The 15,212-nt window shown below is 60.7% G+C and carries 14 protein-coding genes and 1 pseudogene; 6 read left to right on the top strand and 9 right to left on the bottom strand.

The genetic code is table 11. The features are described from left to right. Positions 1 to 77: 77 nt before the first annotated feature. The 3 genes from AFK66_RS04790 to AFK66_RS04780 form a co-directional block, all read right to left on the bottom strand. Positions 78 to 980 (bottom strand): Dyp-type peroxidase, encoded by a 903-nt coding sequence (locus AFK66_RS04790; protein WP_007777045.1) that lies wholly within the window; start codon positions 978 to 980, stop codon positions 78 to 80. 90 nt (positions 981 to 1,070) lie between these two features. Further along, a complete protein-coding gene (locus tag AFK66_RS04785; protein ID WP_007777048.1) occupies positions 1,071 to 1,655 on the bottom strand; it encodes an RpoE-regulated lipoprotein in 585 nt (194 codons plus the stop codon). Positions 1,656 to 1,717: 62 nt separating this feature from the next. Then, positions 1,718 to 2,152, bottom strand: a complete 435-nt coding sequence (locus AFK66_RS04780; protein ID WP_007777051.1) for a DUF2919 domain-containing protein — start codon at positions 2,150 to 2,152, stop codon at positions 1,718 to 1,720. A 98-nt stretch (positions 2,153 to 2,250) separates the two neighbouring features. On the opposite strand from AFK66_RS04780, the pseudogene AFK66_RS04775 reads away from it, so the two are divergent. After that, a pseudogene (locus tag AFK66_RS04775) lies at positions 2,251 to 2,648 on the top strand (YgiW/YdeI family stress tolerance OB fold protein). Positions 2,649 to 2,687: 39 nt separating this feature from the next. On the opposite strand, the gene AFK66_RS04770 reads toward AFK66_RS04775, so the two are convergent. After that, positions 2,688 to 3,113, bottom strand: a complete 426-nt coding sequence (locus tag AFK66_RS04770) for a GNAT family acetyltransferase (RefSeq protein ID WP_004388568.1) — start codon at positions 3,111 to 3,113, stop codon at positions 2,688 to 2,690. Between the two features lie 214 nt (positions 3,114 to 3,327). Between AFK66_RS04770 and amiA the strand changes: the two genes are divergently transcribed. Together amiA and hemF are read left to right on the top strand one after the other, a co-directional pair. Continuing rightward, complete coding sequence (gene amiA / locus AFK66_RS04765; protein WP_004388567.1) at positions 3,328 to 4,203, top strand: N-acetylmuramoyl-L-alanine amidase AmiA; 876 nt, start codon at positions 3,328 to 3,330, stop codon at positions 4,201 to 4,203. 2 nt (positions 4,204 to 4,205) lie between these two features. Further along, on the top strand, positions 4,206 to 5,111 hold the full coding sequence (gene hemF, locus AFK66_RS04760; RefSeq protein WP_038882272.1) for an oxygen-dependent coproporphyrinogen oxidase: 906 nt from the start codon (positions 4,206 to 4,208) through the stop codon (positions 5,109 to 5,111). Between the two features lie 30 nt (positions 5,112 to 5,141). Here the strand turns inward: hemF and mtnA are convergent, their stop codons facing one another. Continuing rightward, complete coding sequence (gene mtnA, locus AFK66_RS04755; RefSeq protein ID WP_023898240.1) at positions 5,142 to 6,161, bottom strand: S-methyl-5-thioribose-1-phosphate isomerase; 1,020 nt, start codon at positions 6,159 to 6,161, stop codon at positions 5,142 to 5,144. A 105-nt stretch (positions 6,162 to 6,266) separates the two neighbouring features. Here mtnA and mtnK point away from each other — a divergent pair, with 105 nt between their 5' ends. After that, complete coding sequence (gene mtnK / locus AFK66_RS04750) at positions 6,267 to 7,466, top strand: S-methyl-5-thioribose kinase (protein WP_023898239.1); 1,200 nt, start codon at positions 6,267 to 6,269, stop codon at positions 7,464 to 7,466. Positions 7,467 to 7,584: 118 nt separating this feature from the next. On the opposite strand, the gene AFK66_RS04745 is transcribed toward mtnK, so the two are convergent. From AFK66_RS04745 to AFK66_RS04730, 4 genes are read right to left on the bottom strand one after another with little or no spacing between them, the layout of a single operon-like run. Next, positions 7,585 to 8,829: an LVIVD repeat-containing protein gene (locus AFK66_RS04745; RefSeq protein WP_023898238.1), complete on the bottom strand. Its 1,245-nt coding sequence runs from the start codon at positions 8,827 to 8,829 to the stop codon at positions 7,585 to 7,587. After that, the gene (locus tag AFK66_RS04740) at positions 8,829 to 9,893 is read right to left on the bottom strand and encodes a sugar ABC transporter substrate-binding protein (protein WP_007777072.1); all 1,065 of its coding nucleotides are present in this window, start codon (positions 9,891 to 9,893) and stop codon (positions 8,829 to 8,831) included. The genes AFK66_RS04745 and AFK66_RS04740 overlap by 1 nt, the downstream gene beginning before the upstream one ends. Before the next feature lie 23 nt (positions 9,894 to 9,916). Continuing rightward, a complete protein-coding gene (locus AFK66_RS04735) occupies positions 9,917 to 10,912 on the bottom strand; it encodes an ABC transporter permease (RefSeq protein ID WP_007777075.1) in 996 nt (331 codons plus the stop codon). Next, on the bottom strand, positions 10,909 to 12,414 hold the full coding sequence (locus AFK66_RS04730; RefSeq protein ID WP_007777079.1) for a sugar ABC transporter ATP-binding protein: 1,506 nt from the start codon (positions 12,412 to 12,414) through the stop codon (positions 10,909 to 10,911). Before AFK66_RS04730 ends, AFK66_RS04735 begins: the two co-directional genes overlap by 4 nt. Before the next feature lie 260 nt (positions 12,415 to 12,674). Between AFK66_RS04730 and AFK66_RS04725 the strand changes: the two genes are divergently transcribed. Both AFK66_RS04725 and AFK66_RS04720 read left to right on the top strand, forming a co-directional pair. Then, complete coding sequence (locus AFK66_RS04725) at positions 12,675 to 13,763, top strand: oxidoreductase (RefSeq protein WP_023898237.1); 1,089 nt, start codon at positions 12,675 to 12,677, stop codon at positions 13,761 to 13,763. A gap of 114 nt (positions 13,764 to 13,877) precedes the next feature. Further along, the gene (locus AFK66_RS04720) at positions 13,878 to 15,113 is read left to right on the top strand and encodes an MFS transporter (RefSeq protein WP_007777083.1); all 1,236 of its coding nucleotides are present in this window, start codon (positions 13,878 to 13,880) and stop codon (positions 15,111 to 15,113) included. Positions 15,114 to 15,212 lie beyond the last annotated feature (99 nt).

The following is a 15,212-nucleotide window of genomic DNA, read 5'->3' as shown; positions in this document are numbered from 1 at the left end:
TTAGTGATTTGCAAGCGCAAAAGGATATAAGACGACTGGCGTGACGGCGCGGCCCGCAAGGCCGCGCGCGAAGGGGATCAGAGGTTAAGCAGGCGGGTCAGCGAAGGCGCGAAATAGTAGCCGCCAGTCACCGGACGGGTGAAGCGCAGCATAGCGTCGCGCTTGCCATCGGTGTCGCCAAACATGCTCAGCAGCTGCTGCTCAATGTTATAAAGACGCGCGCAGTAGGCGCAGAAGTAAAGGCCATGCACGCCGCTGACGGTGCCATAAGGCAGGCTCTGGCGCACAATCTTCAGCCCTTTGCCGTCTTCTTTTAGGTCAACGCGTGAAAGGTGCGACGTAACAGGACGCGCGTCGCCGTCGATCTCTTCGTTAGCGACTTTGGTGCGTCCTATCATCATCTCCTGATCCGGCACGCTCATACGGTTGAGCTGCTTCAGGTTATGCTCCCAGCGCTGTACGAATACGTAGCTGCCGCCCGCGTCGATGCCGTCCTGAATCACCGCCACCTCGCGGCGCGTCTCTTCGCCCGCCGGGTTTTCGGTGCCATCGACAAAGCCGCTCAGGTCGCGATCTTCCACCCAGCGAAAACCGTGGGTTTCCTCTTCGATTTTCAGCGCGTCACCGAACGCCTCCAGCGCCGCCTGCGCCACGGAGAAATTGACATCGTGGCGCAGAGAGAGAATGTGGATCAGCACGTCATGCTGCGTCGCGGGCGCAAGCCCTTTACCAAGCGGCGTGAAGCCTTTCAGCTCCGCCGCGCTGTCATCCTTCGTCAGCGCACGCCAAAGGGTGTGGCCGAACGCCACGACAACGCCGAGATTCGCCTCGGGAAACTGCGCCTGAAAGGTCGCGACTTTATCGGCGAAAACTTTACTCGCCGCGCGCAGCGCCTCACGCTGGCTTTCATCAACGCTCGCCTCAAGCCAGATAGCCGCACGACAATGCTCCGGCAAAATGCCGCTTTGAACCACAGACATCACTCCTCCTGATAAACCGCTGCCACAGAGTGGCAAAACCGGGCGTATTGTACCCGATTTCGCGGTTCAGGCGTTGCGTTTACGCAAGACTCAACGACGCCAGATAATCTTTTTCAGCGTCCAGCCTTTGAGCGTATCATCCGGCGGCATCAGCTCCTGCGGGCCGCGCCAGTTGCCGCCAAACACATAGCTGATGTGCTCGCTGCCGGGCGCTTTGCACTCCACGCCCTCATCATCCGGCGCGCTGGCTTTCTGGCAGACGCCCTGCGCTTTTTTATAGAGATCGCCAAACGGCGTGCCGATCTCCACACCGTTGTCTGCGGGAATCGCTTTATCCAGCACGTCGATGCGGCTCACCGTGCCGTTTTCGCCGTCAATGACCAGCGCCAGCTGATTCTCTTTCATCGCTTCGAAGTAGCGCACAATCGTGCCGCCATTAACGCGCATGCCACTACGCAGGCGATAATCGTCGCCCAGTGCCTCGCTTATCGCGGCTTCCTGAAGCGGCGTCTCAGCCGTGATATCGCCGACGCCCTTTTCGGTTACTTCCAGCGACGATCCCCACCCGTCAAACCAGTGCCACGGCGCAGCCGCCGACCAGTTGACGTTTGAAAGCGTTGAGCAGCCGCCCAGTAACAGCGACGTTCCGCAGAGCAGCAGAGGCAATTTCTTCATCCCGGTTCCTTTTATCAGTCGACAATGTCTCGTTGGAGCGTAAAGACGGCAAAAAGTGCCGTTCACGGTTGCGGCGTTGCAAAACAGGCGCGCAAACGGCGATGCGAGGCCAGCAGCCAGAGCGCCCAGGCGTCCAGCACGAGCAGGGTCAGCGCGATGCCGCCCGGCGTGTCGCGCCAGAGCAGCAGCGCCTGCGATATCAGCATCACGGCCTGCGTCAGCATGAGCACATAACGCGCGCCACGCCACAGGCGCGGGTAATCGTGCCGCCGCCCGCTTAATAAAAACGTCAGCATCGCAGGCAGCCCCGCGGCCAGGCCCAGCCAGAAGCTCTGACGGTCAGGGTAAAACAGGCCCAGTAATGCCTCGCCCTGCCCGCGCGACGCGCCCGCCAGCACAAACAGCGCCCAGGTGCGCGCCTGTAATAACAGCACCGCACAGAACAGCAACGGGGGTTTAAGCCAGCCGCGGCTATCGTAATCGGAAGGTAAATACACGTATAAACCCTGGACTCTTTCGGTATTAGATCCAAAATTATGTCTTGTCTTATCAGACGAAGAAAGGTCTTCGTCGTTCGTAACCCAAGGAGATGGAAATGAAAAAACAGCTTATTGCTCTGTGTATCGCCGCTTGCGCGCTGTCCGCCACGCCTGTCATGGCGCAGGAAGGCGGCTTCTCCGGCCCGGATAACAGCGCCAGCGCAACGGCCACCAAAGGCGGTTTCCAGGGGCCGGACGCCGCAAGCACAACCGTCAGCGAAGCGAAAAACCTGCGCGATGACGCATGGGTGGTGCTGGAAGGGAACATCGTGCGCAAGATGGGCAAAGAGCTTTATGAGTTCCGCGACGCCAGCGGCAGCATCAACGTAGACATCGACGACCACGTCTGGAATGGCGTCACCGCACGCCGAAAGACAAAGTGCGCATCGAAGGTGAAGTGGATAAAGACTGGAATTCCGTCGAAATCGACGTGAAGAAAATCACCAAAGGCTAAACGCCTGGTTCACCCGGCCGCGGCCGGGTGAAAAGGTAATCAATACTCCTGATCCTCAATGAGCCGTTTGCCAAGGCTAATCACATCCTGGTGTTCATAGCCCAGCCGCTCGTACATGCCGAGCACAACGTCGTTCTCTTCGCGGATCTGGATATTGATTTTCGGGCAGCCGCGCGCGATGAGCTTCTTCTCAAGACGGTTTAACAGCGCGTTAGCAATGCCGCGGCCGCGAAACTCCGGGTGCACGCCCAGGTAATACGCCGAACCGCGATGGCCGTCATAGCCGCCCATAATGGAGCCGACGATTTCGCCGCTTACTTCCGCCACCAGGAAAAGATCCGGGTCATGGTTAAGTTTACGTTCGATATCCATTTCAGGATCGTTCCACGAACGCAGCAGATCGCAGCGCTCCCACAGGGTAATGACTTCTTCAAAGTCGGCCTGGCGAAAAACGCGTATCTCCATGGTATTCCCCGTCTTTTATGGCGTAAAAACTCCGATTATGGCGCTACCGACGCCAATAGCCAATATCTCCGGCAAAAGTTCGCTGAAAATGGCATACTGATGAATCATCACGCCCTGAAATGAATAGTAAAACTTTTGTTGCAACAGGGTGTCGTTCCACCCCGTTACGCCAGGTTATAACACTCCAGGACAGTAAAATCAGAAGTCAGGACGCATGAGCACTTTCAAACCCTTAAAAAAACTCACCTCGCGACGTCAGCTGCTGCGTACCGGCCTTGCCGCGCTGGCGCTGACCGGTCTTAACCAGGCGCTGGCGAAAGAAGAAAGCCCGGCGCTCAGCACGCGTAACAGCCACAGCAAGCCTAAAGCGAAAAAAGCGGGCGCGCGCCGCCTCGTGATGCTCGATCCGGGCCACGGCGGCATCGATACCGGCGCTATCGGCCATAACGGCTCGAAAGAAAAACACGTCGTGCTCGCCATCGCGAAAAACGTGCGCGCCATTCTGCGCGCCCACGGCATCGACGCCAAACTGACGCGCAGCAACGACACTTTTATCCCGCTCTACGATCGCGTTGAAATCGCGCACAAGCACGGCGCGGATCTGTTTATGTCGATTCACGCCGACGGCTTTACCAGCCCCAGCGCCGCGGGCGCGTCAGTCTTTGCGCTCTCCAACCGCGGTGCCAGTAGCGCCATGGCGAAATATCTCTCCGAGCGCGAGAACGCCGCCGACGACGTGGCGGGCAGCAAGGTCAAAAATAAAGATCACTATTTGCAACAGGTGCTGTTCGATCTGGTGCAGACCGACACCATTAAAAATAGCCTGACGCTCGGCTCGCATATCCTGCGCCAGATAAAACCGGTTCACCGCCTGCACAGCCGCAACACGGAACAGGCGGCGTTCGTGGTGCTGAAATCGCCGTCGATCCCGTCCGTGCTGGTGGAAACCTCGTTTATCACCAACCCGCAGGAAGAAAAGCTGCTGGGCACGGCCGCCTTCCGCCAGAAAATAGCGACCGCCATCGCCAATGGGGTCATCAGCTATTTCAACTGGTTTGATAACCATAAAGCCCACTCGAAACGAGGCTAACGATGGCACCCGATATTCAGCGCGTAAAAGCTTTCCTGATCGATTTACAGGACCGTATCTGCCAGCAGTTGTCGGCGGTGGATGGCGATGAGTTCGTCGAAGACGCCTGGCAGCGCGAGGGCGGCGGCGGCGGTCGCAGCCGCGTACTGCGCGACGGCGTGGTGTTCGAGCAGGCGGGCGTCAACTTCTCCCACGTGCATGGCGACGCCATGCCCGCGTCCGCCACCGCGCACCGCCCGGAGCTGGCAGGCCGCAGCTTTGAAGCGATGGGCGTGTCGCTGGTTGTGCATCCGCGCAACCCGTATGTACCGACCAGCCACGCCAACGTGCGCTTTTTCATTGCCGAAAAACCGGGTGCCGATCCGGTCTGGTGGTTTGGCGGCGGCTTCGATTTAACGCCGTTTTACGGCTTTGAAGAGGACGCGGTGCACTGGCACCGCACCGCGCGGGATCTCTGCGCGCCTTTCGGCGATGACGTCTACCCGCGTTATAAAAAGTGGTGCGACGACTATTTCTATCTGAAGCATCGCCAGGAGGCGCGCGGCATCGGCGGGCTGTTCTTTGACGATCTGAACACGCCCGATTTCGACACCTGCTTTTCGTTTATGCAGGCGGTGGGCGACGGCTATCTCAACGCTTATTTGCCCATCATGGAACGTCGCAAAACGCTGCCCTGGGGCGAGCGCGAGCGCGAATTCCAGCTGTATCGTCGCGGCCGCTATGTGGAGTTCAACCTGGTATGGGACCGCGGCACGCTGTTTGGTCTGCAAACCGGCGGGCGCACCGAGTCGATACTGATGTCGATGCCGCCGCTGGTGCGCTGGGAATATGGCTATCAGCCGGAAGAAAACAGCCCGGAGGCAGCGCTGTACCGCGATTTCCTGCCGGTGCGCGACTGGGTGAAATAACGCAGCGTCCGCCTCGCGCGGACGCCCTTTTTACCCGGCGAAACGCCCGTTCGCCACATCCTCCGGCGTCACCACGCCGCTGTCCAGCACCCAGCCGCTAATCAGCGCGGCGGGGGTCACGTCAAACGCCGGGTTATAGACGCGCGCGTCTTCCGGCGCCCACTGTACCGCGCCGAAGCTGCCCGCCACGCCGGTCACTTCCGCCGCTGCGCGCTGCTCAATCGGGATCGCCGCACCGTTCGGGCATGCCGGATCGAGCGTGGTCTGCGGGGCCGCCACGTAAAACGGTACGTGGTGGAATTTCGCCAGTACGGCAAGCGAATAGGTGCCGATTTTATTCGCCACGTCGCCATTGGCCGCGATGCGATCCGCGCCCACCCAGACGGCGTCCACCTGCCCCTGCGCCATCAGGCTCGCCGCCATCGAATCGGTAATCAGCTGATACGGCACGCCAAGCTCGCCAAGCTCCCAGGCGGTTAAGCGCCCGCCCTGCAACAGCGGCCGGGTTTCATCGACCCAGACGTTCGCTACTTTGCCCGCTTCATGCGCGCGCGCAATCACGCCCAGCGCCGTCCCGACGCCCGCCGTCGCCAGCCCGCCGGTATTGCAGTGGGTAAGCAGGCGGCTGCCCGGCGTCACGAGTTCACTCCCGGCGCGCGCGATGCGCTCGCACAGCTCGCGATCTTCCTGCACCAGGCGTAAGGCTTCCGCGCCCAGCGCCGCCACGAAATCCGGCTGCGTGAGCGCCTGTTTCATGCGGTCGAGATTGTTCATCAGGTTCACCGCCGTCGGGCGTGCCGCACGCAGTACCTCCAGCGCCTGGCCAAGCGCGTCGCGCGTCATGCCATGTTCGGCCAGCAACGCCAGCAACAGGCTTGCCGAAAGCCCAATCAACGGCGCGCCGCGCACACGCAGCGCGTGAATGTGCCCCACCAGCGCCTCTGTGTTATCGGCGGGTAGCCAGTTTTTCTGCTGCGGTAGCGCCTGCTGGTCGAGGATCCAGAGCTTGTTATCCACCACCCGCAGGCTGGTCGTCTGAAGTGTCTGCATGCGTTAAATCCTTGTTGCGTTATTGTGTTCTATTGTGTCAGGATGAAATCCAGATGTATAGACGTCCGTACGTCTTTATAACCAGATTGAATGAGGATATCAGCAATGTCGCAATACCGAACCTTTACGGCCAGCGATGCGGTGGCTTATGCGCAACAATTTGGCGGACTCAGCGCGCCGGAAGAACTGGTGAGCGCGCAGGAGATCGGCGACGGCAATCTCAATCTGGTCTTTAAAATCTTTGATAAACAGGGCGTCAGCCGCATTATCGTGAAACAGGCGCTGCCCTATGTGCGCTGCGTGGGGGAATCCTGGCCGCTGACGCTCGATCGCGCGCGCCTCGAAGCCCAGACGCTGGTGGCGCACTATCAGCACTGCCCGGCGCACACGGTTAAAATTCATCATTACGATCCCACGCTTGCCGTCATGGTGATGGAAGATCTCTCCGATCACCGCATCTGGCGCGGTGAACTCATCAAAGGCGCGCACTATCCGCAGGCTGCGCGACAGCTTGGCGAATATCTGGCGCAGACGCTGTTTCATACCAGCGATTTTTATCTGCATCCCCATGCGAAAAAGGCCGAAGTGGCGCGCTTTATCAACCCGGAGATGTGTGAGATCACCGAAGATCTCTTCTTTAACGATCCGTATCAGGTTCATGAGCGCAATAACTACCCGGCTGAACTTGAAGCCGAGGTCGCCGCGCTGCGCGACGATGCCGCGCTGAAGTGCGCTGTGGCTGCGCTCAAGCACCGCTTTTTCTCCCATGCCGAAGCGCTGCTGCACGGCGATATTCACAGCGGCTCGATTTTTGTCGCCGACGGCAGCCTGAAGGCGATCGACGCCGAGTTCGGGTATTTCGGCCCGGTGGGCTTTGACGTTGGGACGGCCATCGGCAATCTGCTGCTGAACTACTGCGGCGCGCCGGGCCAGCTTGGCATCCGCGAAGCCGCCGACGCGCGCGAGCAGCGCCTGACCGATATCGCCACGCTGTGGCACACCTTCGCCGAGCGTTTCCAGACGCTGGCGCGCGAGAAAACCCGCGACGCGGCGCTGGCCGAGCCAGGTTACGCCAGCGAGTTTTTGAAAAAGGTGTGGGCGGACGCCATTGGTTTTGCCGGTACGGAACTTATCCGCCGAAGCGTCGGGCTGTCTCACGTAGCGGATATCGATACCATTCGGGATGAAGAGATGAAGCTTTCGTGCCTGCGCCACGCCATCGGGCTTGGCAAGGCGCTGATCCTCCTTGCCCCGCGTATCGAGAGCGCCGACGAGTTTATCGCCCGCGTGCGGCAGTACGGTTAATCGGCCCCGGTGGGTGCGCTGCGCTTACCCACCTTACAGGGAAGAAGGCCAACGTCGGGTTTGTAGGGCGGGTAAGCAAAGCGCACCCGCCATCATCCTGTCCCCACCCGCCGTCGCTTTACCCCTGATACTCAATCACCGACAACCCGCCGTTATAATCCGTGCTGTAAATAATCCCCTGCGCATCCACAAACACATCGCATGACTGAATCACCGGCGGGCGTCCGGGCCGCGTATCCATCATTCGCTCTGGCGCGGCGGGCACCAGCGCGCCAGTCTCTACTGGCCGGTACGGGTTCGAGATATCGTAAGCGCGCACACCCGCGTTCTGCCAGGTGGCAAAAATCAGCGTCGAACTCACAAAACTGCCGGGGCGGTTCTCGTGCAGATTATGCGGCCCGAAGTGCGCGCCTTTCGCCACGTAGTCGGTTTCATCCGGCTGCGGGAAGGTCGAAATACTCACCGGGTTCGACGGCTCGCGGATATCAAACAGCCAGATATGCTTTTCGCCATCCTGCTGGTTATCCAGCACGGCTTCATCCAGCACCACCAGCAGATTGCGATCCGGCAGCGGCAGCGCGGTATGCGTGCCGCCGCCAAACGGCGGGCTCCAGTTACGGTGCGCAATAAGTGTCGGCTGGCTGCGGTCTTTTACATCGAGAATCGTCAGCCCACCGTCGCGCCAGCTCCCGTAGGCGGTATCGCCCGCGATAATCGCATGGTGCAGCGCATAGCGTTTGCCTTCGGGCCAGCCGGGTGTCTCCCCCGCCGCCTGATGCATCCCCGGCAGCCACCAGCGCCCCGCCACTTCCGGTTTGCGCGGGTCGGCCAGGTCGATGGTGAGGAAAATGTAATCGGTAAAGCCATCAAGAAGCGCCGAGACATACGCCCAGCGCCCGCCGACATACCAGATGCGGTGAATGCCGATGCCGTTAAGCGGCAGAAAGCCGATTTCGCGCGGTTTATCGGGTGTGGCGATATCAAACACGCGAAGCCCCGCGCTCCAGCCTTTGTCGTGGACATCGCGCACCGTCTCGCCGACCGAACGGGTGTAATAGACTTTTTCGTCGGCGAAGCGCGCATCGGCAAAGAGATCGCGGGCGTTGATCACCAGCAGCAGGTCATCGTGCGCCTGTAAATGCACATTCCAGGTGCCGGGCGGCGCGGGCACATAGCCCGCCGCTTTCGGGTGCTTCGGGTCGCGCACGTCAACGATGGAAAACCCCTGCGACACCATATGGCCGATATACGCAAATCCCCGGTGCACCATCACCTGCACGCCGTCCGGGCGGCCGCCCTGGTCGGAGTGGCCAATCAGCCGCATATTGCGGCTGTAGTCCGGGCGCGGTAACTCGCCCGCCATTATTTGTGCTTCGCTTCAAGCGTCGCAAACCACGGCGCGATGAAATCCTCGGTCTGGCCCCAGCCCGGAATGATTTTACCGAGCGCCGCCACGTTCACCGGCCCGCTCTGGCTTGCCAGCAATGCCTGCGGGATGGCCGCGGCTTTAAAATCATAGGTGGCCGGCGTCGGCTCGCCGGCGATTTTATTGGCGATAAGCCGCACGTTGGTTGCGCCAATCAGCTTCGGATCCACCGCCACGCTCACTTTCCACGGGCTGCCCGCTTCGCGCATCAGTTGCAAATCCTGGTTGGAGATATCGATGCTGTAGAGCTTGATCTCGGTGCGGCCATTCTCTTTCAGCGCCTTGTAAGCGCCCTGGCTGAAGGCGTCCCAGGTGCCCCAGATGGCGTCAATCTGGCCTTTCGGGTATTTCGCCAGCACCGCGCCCACTTTGTTGGCGGTATCGCCCTGCACGTCCGAGGAGACCGCGCCTATCGATTCCAGCTCTTTAATGCCGGGGTTTTGCTTCAGGATCTCCTGGTACGCCGCCTGGCGACGCTCCATCGGCGGGAAGCCCGCCACCCACAGCTTGATAATGTTCGCCTTGCCGTTGAAATCTTTCACCAACTGGCCCGCGGAGAGCTGCGTGAGCGACGCGTCATCCTGCTGGGTGACGGTGACGCCCGGGATCTCGCCTTTCACGGCGGTATCAAACACTGAGACTTTAATGCCCGCGTCCACAATACGCTTCACCAGTTCGGTGGAGTACGGATCGCGCCCCTGAGAGAGAATAATGCCGTCATATTTCTGGCTGATGGCCTGATTGACGAAATCCTGGAATTTCGCGTCGTCGCCGTTGCTTAAAAAGGTGCTGACCTTAAAGCCGAGCTTTTTGCCTTCCTGGATTGCGCCCGCCACAAACTGCGTGGTGTTATCGTCTGAGCCCAGGTTGCGGATCACGGCGATGCGCACCGGCCCGTTGTGACTGGCGATGGCGTCCGGCACCGGCGCGGGCGTGGCGGCGAAACCGGGGAGCGATGAGAGCAGGCCCAGCGCCAGTAAAGAGAGCGTCAGTTTTTTCATTCTGTTTATTTCCCTGTCTGTGATTAACGTCGCTGGATGTAAGTGATGGCAAGCGCCCCAGCGAGCACCAGCCCTTTGATAATGTCCATCGCGTAATACGGCACCGAGAGCATCACCAGGCCGTTGGAAAGCACGCCCAGGATCACCGCGCCCACTAACGTGCCGAGCGCGTTCGGCTTGCCGGAGCCGGCCAGCGAAAAGCCAATCCACGCCGCCGCGACGGCGTCCATCAGATAACCGCTGCCCGCGTTTACCTGCGAGGAACCAATGCGCGAAGCAAGCAGAATGCCGCCAAGACCCGCCAGCAGCGAGGCGATGACATATGCCGCCACTTTGTAGCGCGTAATGCGAATGCCGGAGAGGTGCGCCGCCTCCGGGTTGCCGCCGATGGCGTACATGCGCCGCCCGTGGGTGGTCAGCGACAGCCCAAGCTGCGCCACGACCGTTACCACTAGCATCACAATCACAATCACCGGCACCTGGCCGAGCAGGCTGAAGGCATCAGGAATCACGCCCTCCGCCATCTCGCCGCTCGGCAGAACCATGTTCTGGGTGATCGAACCGCCGTAGCTGTAGGTCATCGCAACGCCCTGAATTACAAACAGGCTGGCAAGCGTGGCGAGCATGTCGGGGATTTTCAGCACCACAATCAGAAACGCGTTAAACAGCCCGACCAGCGTGCAGAGCGCAAGCGTGATGACGATCGCCTCCGTTGTGCCGAAGCCGTGCCAGACGAACAGCGAGATCACCAGCGCATTGGCCAGCGACGCCGTCGATCCCACCGAAAGATCGAACCCGCCGATGGTCAGCGAGATGGAGACGCCGATAGCGATCACCGTCACGATTGCGATGGAGCGCAGAATGTTGATGATGTTGAACGGATCGAGAAAGTTGTCCGAGGCGATGCCGAACAGCGCGACCAGCGCCACAACCGTCAGCAACATCCCCCACTTATAGAAAAACTCAAACAGCTGGTGGCGCGCCGACGGCGTGCTCTTCAGGATTGCGGCCTTGTTCACGCGGGGGTTCCTCCGGTGGAATAGAGTAATAAGGTTTCTTCGCTGGCGTCGCTACCATCCAGCTCCGCCACGATGCGCCCGTCCCACAACACACAGATGCGGTCGCACAGGCCCACCAGCTCGGCGAACTCGCCGGAGGCGTAAATAATGCCCTTGCCCTGACGGGCGAGCCCGTCAATCAGGTTGAAAAGATCGGTTTTGGCTTTGACGTCTACGCCTTTCGTCGGCTCATCGAAAATCAGCACGTCGCTATTGCCGCGCAGCCATTTGCCGATAGCCACTTTCTGCTGGTTACCGCCGGAAAGCCTGCGGAGCCGCTGCTCTGGCCCGCTGGCGCGAATACCGAGACGCGAAATCACCTCCTGCGCCCAGCGCCAGGCGTCGCGGTGACCAAACAGCCCCCAGCGGGTAAAGCTGCCATCAGCGCTGGCGGCGAGATTCATGGCGATCGGCTCGTCGATAAAAATGCCCTCTTTGCGCCGCTCTTCCGGCACCAGCGCCAGCCCGCGCGCCACCGAATCGGCCGGATCGGTGGGCCGCCACGGACGTCCCGCAAGCTCGCCCTCGCGCAGCGTGCTTTTGCTCGCGCCAAAAAGCGCCTTGCACAGCTCCGTTTTGCCGGCCCCCGCCAGCCCGGCGATACCCAGGATCTCCCCTTTGCGCAGGCGCAGCGAAATATCCTGTAGCAGCGTGTCGTCATGCAGCCCGTCCACCGCCAGCAATACGGCATCGCCAGGCGTGGGGCGGCGCGGCGGGTAGAGCGTGTCGAGCGCATGTCCCAGCATTTTCTCGACGATCTGCGGGCCAGAGAGTGACGCCATCGGCCCGCTCTCAATCAGCCTGCCGTCGCGCAGCACCGTCAGGGTGTCGCAGATGGCTTTCAGCTCATGAATACGGTGAGAGATAAACACTACGCCCATGCCCTGCGCCTGGAGGCGTCTGACCACTGCGAACAGGCGTTCGCTTTCATGCTGATCGAGCGGCGCGGTCGGTTCATCAAGGATCAGATAACGGCAGTGATGCGAGAGCGCACGCGCCAGCAGCACATGCTGTTTTTCGGCAAGCGAGCAGCTGTCGATGCGGCGGTTAACGTCCATTTCTACATCGAGCTGCGCCAGCGCCGCTCGGGCGCGGCGGCGGATTTCGCCCCAGCGGTAGCGCAGGCCGCCCTCGCGCAGGCTGTCGAGCATAATGTTTTCCGCGACGCTCAGCCCCGGCACCAGCGCGGCGTCCACCTCCTGCTGCACCAGATGAATGCCGAGCGCTTTGGCGTCGCGCGGCGAGCGGATGTGTACGGGTTCGCCATCCAGCAGGATCTGGCCCTGATAGTGATCCCAGGCACCGGAGAGCACCGCCATTAGCGTCGATTTTCCGGCACCGTTCGCGCCGGTGAGCGCGTGTACGGAACCTGCCCGCAGAGTGAAATCCACCTGCGTCAGCGCCGGAAAGCCGCTAAAGGCCAAAGATATTGCGCGCATCTCAAGGCGCAGGTTCAGGGACATGGCGGGCCGTCTCCACACGAATGATTAATCAGTTAAGTCAATCATTCATGCGGATATATCCGCTTGCAATGAATGAATCGGCATAAGATAAAGCAAAAAATTATTAGCCGTCCAGATGTCTGGACGTAGTATTAGAATTTTTCAGGTTGCCGCTGCGTTTCGCCGCCAACGTGAAAAAATTGCATGCGCGCGGGCGAGAATAATCAGACGTCCGGACGGCTTTCTGTGGCAGGATGGAAAAAAAGACAAGGACAACTCTCATGAGCGATACCGACATCCGCGTGGTTCCCGGCCCGGCAAATTACTACTCTCACCCAGGTGCGCTGGCGCGCCTGCACGATTTCTATACCCCGGCGCAACTCGCACGCGCCGTCTGGGTCTATGGCGAACGCGCTATTGCCGCCGCGCGCCCTTTTCTTACTGACGCCATTGATGCGCCCGGCGCTACGCGGATTTTGTTTCGCGGGCATTGCAGCGAAAGCGATGTCAACGCGCTTGCGGCAGAGGCGGGTGACGATCGGGCGGTGGTGATTGGCGTCGGCGGCGGCGCGCTGCTGGATACCGCCAAAGCGCTGGCGCGACGCCTTGGCCTGCCGGTGGTCGCCATTCCCACCATCGCCGCCACCTGCGCTGCCTGGACGCCGCTCTCCGTCTGGTACAACGACGCCGGTCAGGCGCTGCATTTTGAGATTTTCGACGACGCCAACCATCTGGTGCTGGTGGAGCCGGAGATTATCCTGCGCGCGCCAGCGGAATATCTGCTCGCGGGCATCGGCGACACGCTCGCCAAATGGTATGAAGCCGTGGTACTGGCACCTGCGCCCGCCACCCTGCCGCTTACCGTACGGCTTGGCCTCAACGCCGCGCTCGCTATTCGTGACGTGCTGCTGGAGCAGAGCGAAGCGGCGCTCGCCAGTCAACAACGCGGCGCGCTGACGCAGGATTTCCGCGATGTGGTGGATGCCATTATTGCGGGCGGCGGCATGGTCGGCGGACTTGGCGAGCGCTATACGCGCGTGGCGGCGGCGCATGCGGTACACAACGGCCTGACCGTACTGCCGCAGACGGAAAAATATCTGCACGGCACCAAAGTGGCTTACGGCATCCTGGTGCAGAGCGCTCTGCTCGGCCAGGACGAGGTGCTGGCGCAGCTCATTGACGCCTGGCGGCGCTTCAGGCTGCCTACCACGCTTGCAGAGCTGGATGTCGATATTCATAACGCGGCGGAGCTGGAGCGCGTTATCGCCCACACGCTGCGCCCGGTGGAATCCATTCACGCCCTTCCGGTGGCGCTGTCGCCCGCGACACTGCGCTCGGCCTTTGAAAAAGTGGAAACCTTCGCCCGCTAACTAAATCGCACAGGGTGCGATGCCACTTTTTGCGAAATCCCTGTAGGCTTAAACCTCGCTCACGCGGCGATAACTATTCTTTCACGCCGCGTTTTTATACGTTCGGGATGGTTTATGGCTTCTGTACACTCTGATGGTGGCGCGTCGCTGCTGGCGCACCGTTCGTTTGTCGCATTCTGGCTGGCGCGAACCTGCTCCGGCTTTGGTTTCCAGATGTTGTCTATCGTTGTGGGCTGGCAGATTTACGCCCTTACCCACAGCGCGTTTTATCTCGGCCTGATAGGCCTGGTGCAGTTTCTTCCATCCGTGACGCTGGCGCTCTGGGCGGGGCACATTGCCGATCAGCGCGATCGCCGCCGGGTGGTGTTAATTGGCCAACTGGTGGAGTGGCTCGCCATCGCCGCGCTGGCCGCCGCCACGGTGGCGCATCTCGCCGATGTGAAGATTATCCTCGGGCTGATTTTTATTATTTCCGTCGCCAAAGTGATGGAAGCGCCGTCGTTGCAGTCGATGCTGCCGGCGCTGGTTCCGCCTGCTCTGCTGGCGCGCGCCACGGCGGCGAGCGCGGTATCAAGCCAGGCGGCGATGATTATGGGGCCTGCGCTGGGCGGCCTGCTGTATGTCTTCGGCGCGCAGGTGGTTTATGCGCTGACCGCCGTGCTGTATCTCATTTCGGTCGTGATGGTGAGCCGCCTGCGCTATGAACAGGCACCGCCTGCGCGCCAGCCCGCGAGTCTCGCCACGCTCTTTGCAGGCGTGAAGTTTATCCGCGAGCGCCCGGACGTGCTGGGCGTGATTTCGCTCGATCTCTTTGCGGTGCTGCTGGGCGGCGCCACTGCGCTGCTGCCGATTTACGCGCACGATATTCTGCACATCGGCCCGTGGGGGCTGGGGCTGCTGCGCGCCGCGCCTGCCGTGGGCGCGCTGCTGGTGGGCTTCTGGCTAAGCCGACGGTCGCTTGAGAAACATGTCGGGATGATTATGTTTTTGTCGGTGGCGGGCTTTGGCGTGGCAACGCTGGTGTTTGCGCTCTCAAGCAACCTGTGGCTCTCGCTTATCGCGCTTTTCGCAACAGGCGGGTTTGATATGGTGAGCATGGTTATCCGCGGCGCGCTGGTGCAGCTCGATACGCCCAACGACATGCTCGGGCGCGTGAACGCCGTTAACTCAATATTTATTAATACCTCGAACCAGCTTGGCGAATTTGAATCCGGCATGCTGGCCGCGCTGCTGGGCACCGTGCCCGCTGCGGCCATCGGCGGTATCGGCACGCTGGTAGTAGTCGGGCTCTGGATGCGCCTGTTCCCGTCGCTGCGTAAACGCCAGCGTCTTGAAGAAACAGCCGCCTGATCCCACGCAACGCCTTCTCCGGAAGGCGTTTTTGCGAGAAGTCACGAAGAACCTTCCCCTGCCGCTTTCCTCCCGTTTTTACCCGGTTTAACGTTTCCG

It is taken from the genome of Cronobacter malonaticus LMG 23826 (genome assembly GCF_001277215.2).
In the GTDB taxonomy this organism is placed as follows: domain Bacteria; phylum Pseudomonadota; class Gammaproteobacteria; order Enterobacterales; family Enterobacteriaceae; genus Cronobacter; species Cronobacter malonaticus.
Note: the sequence above shows the minus strand (reverse complement) of the source record. Positions and strands in the feature narration are given on the sequence as shown.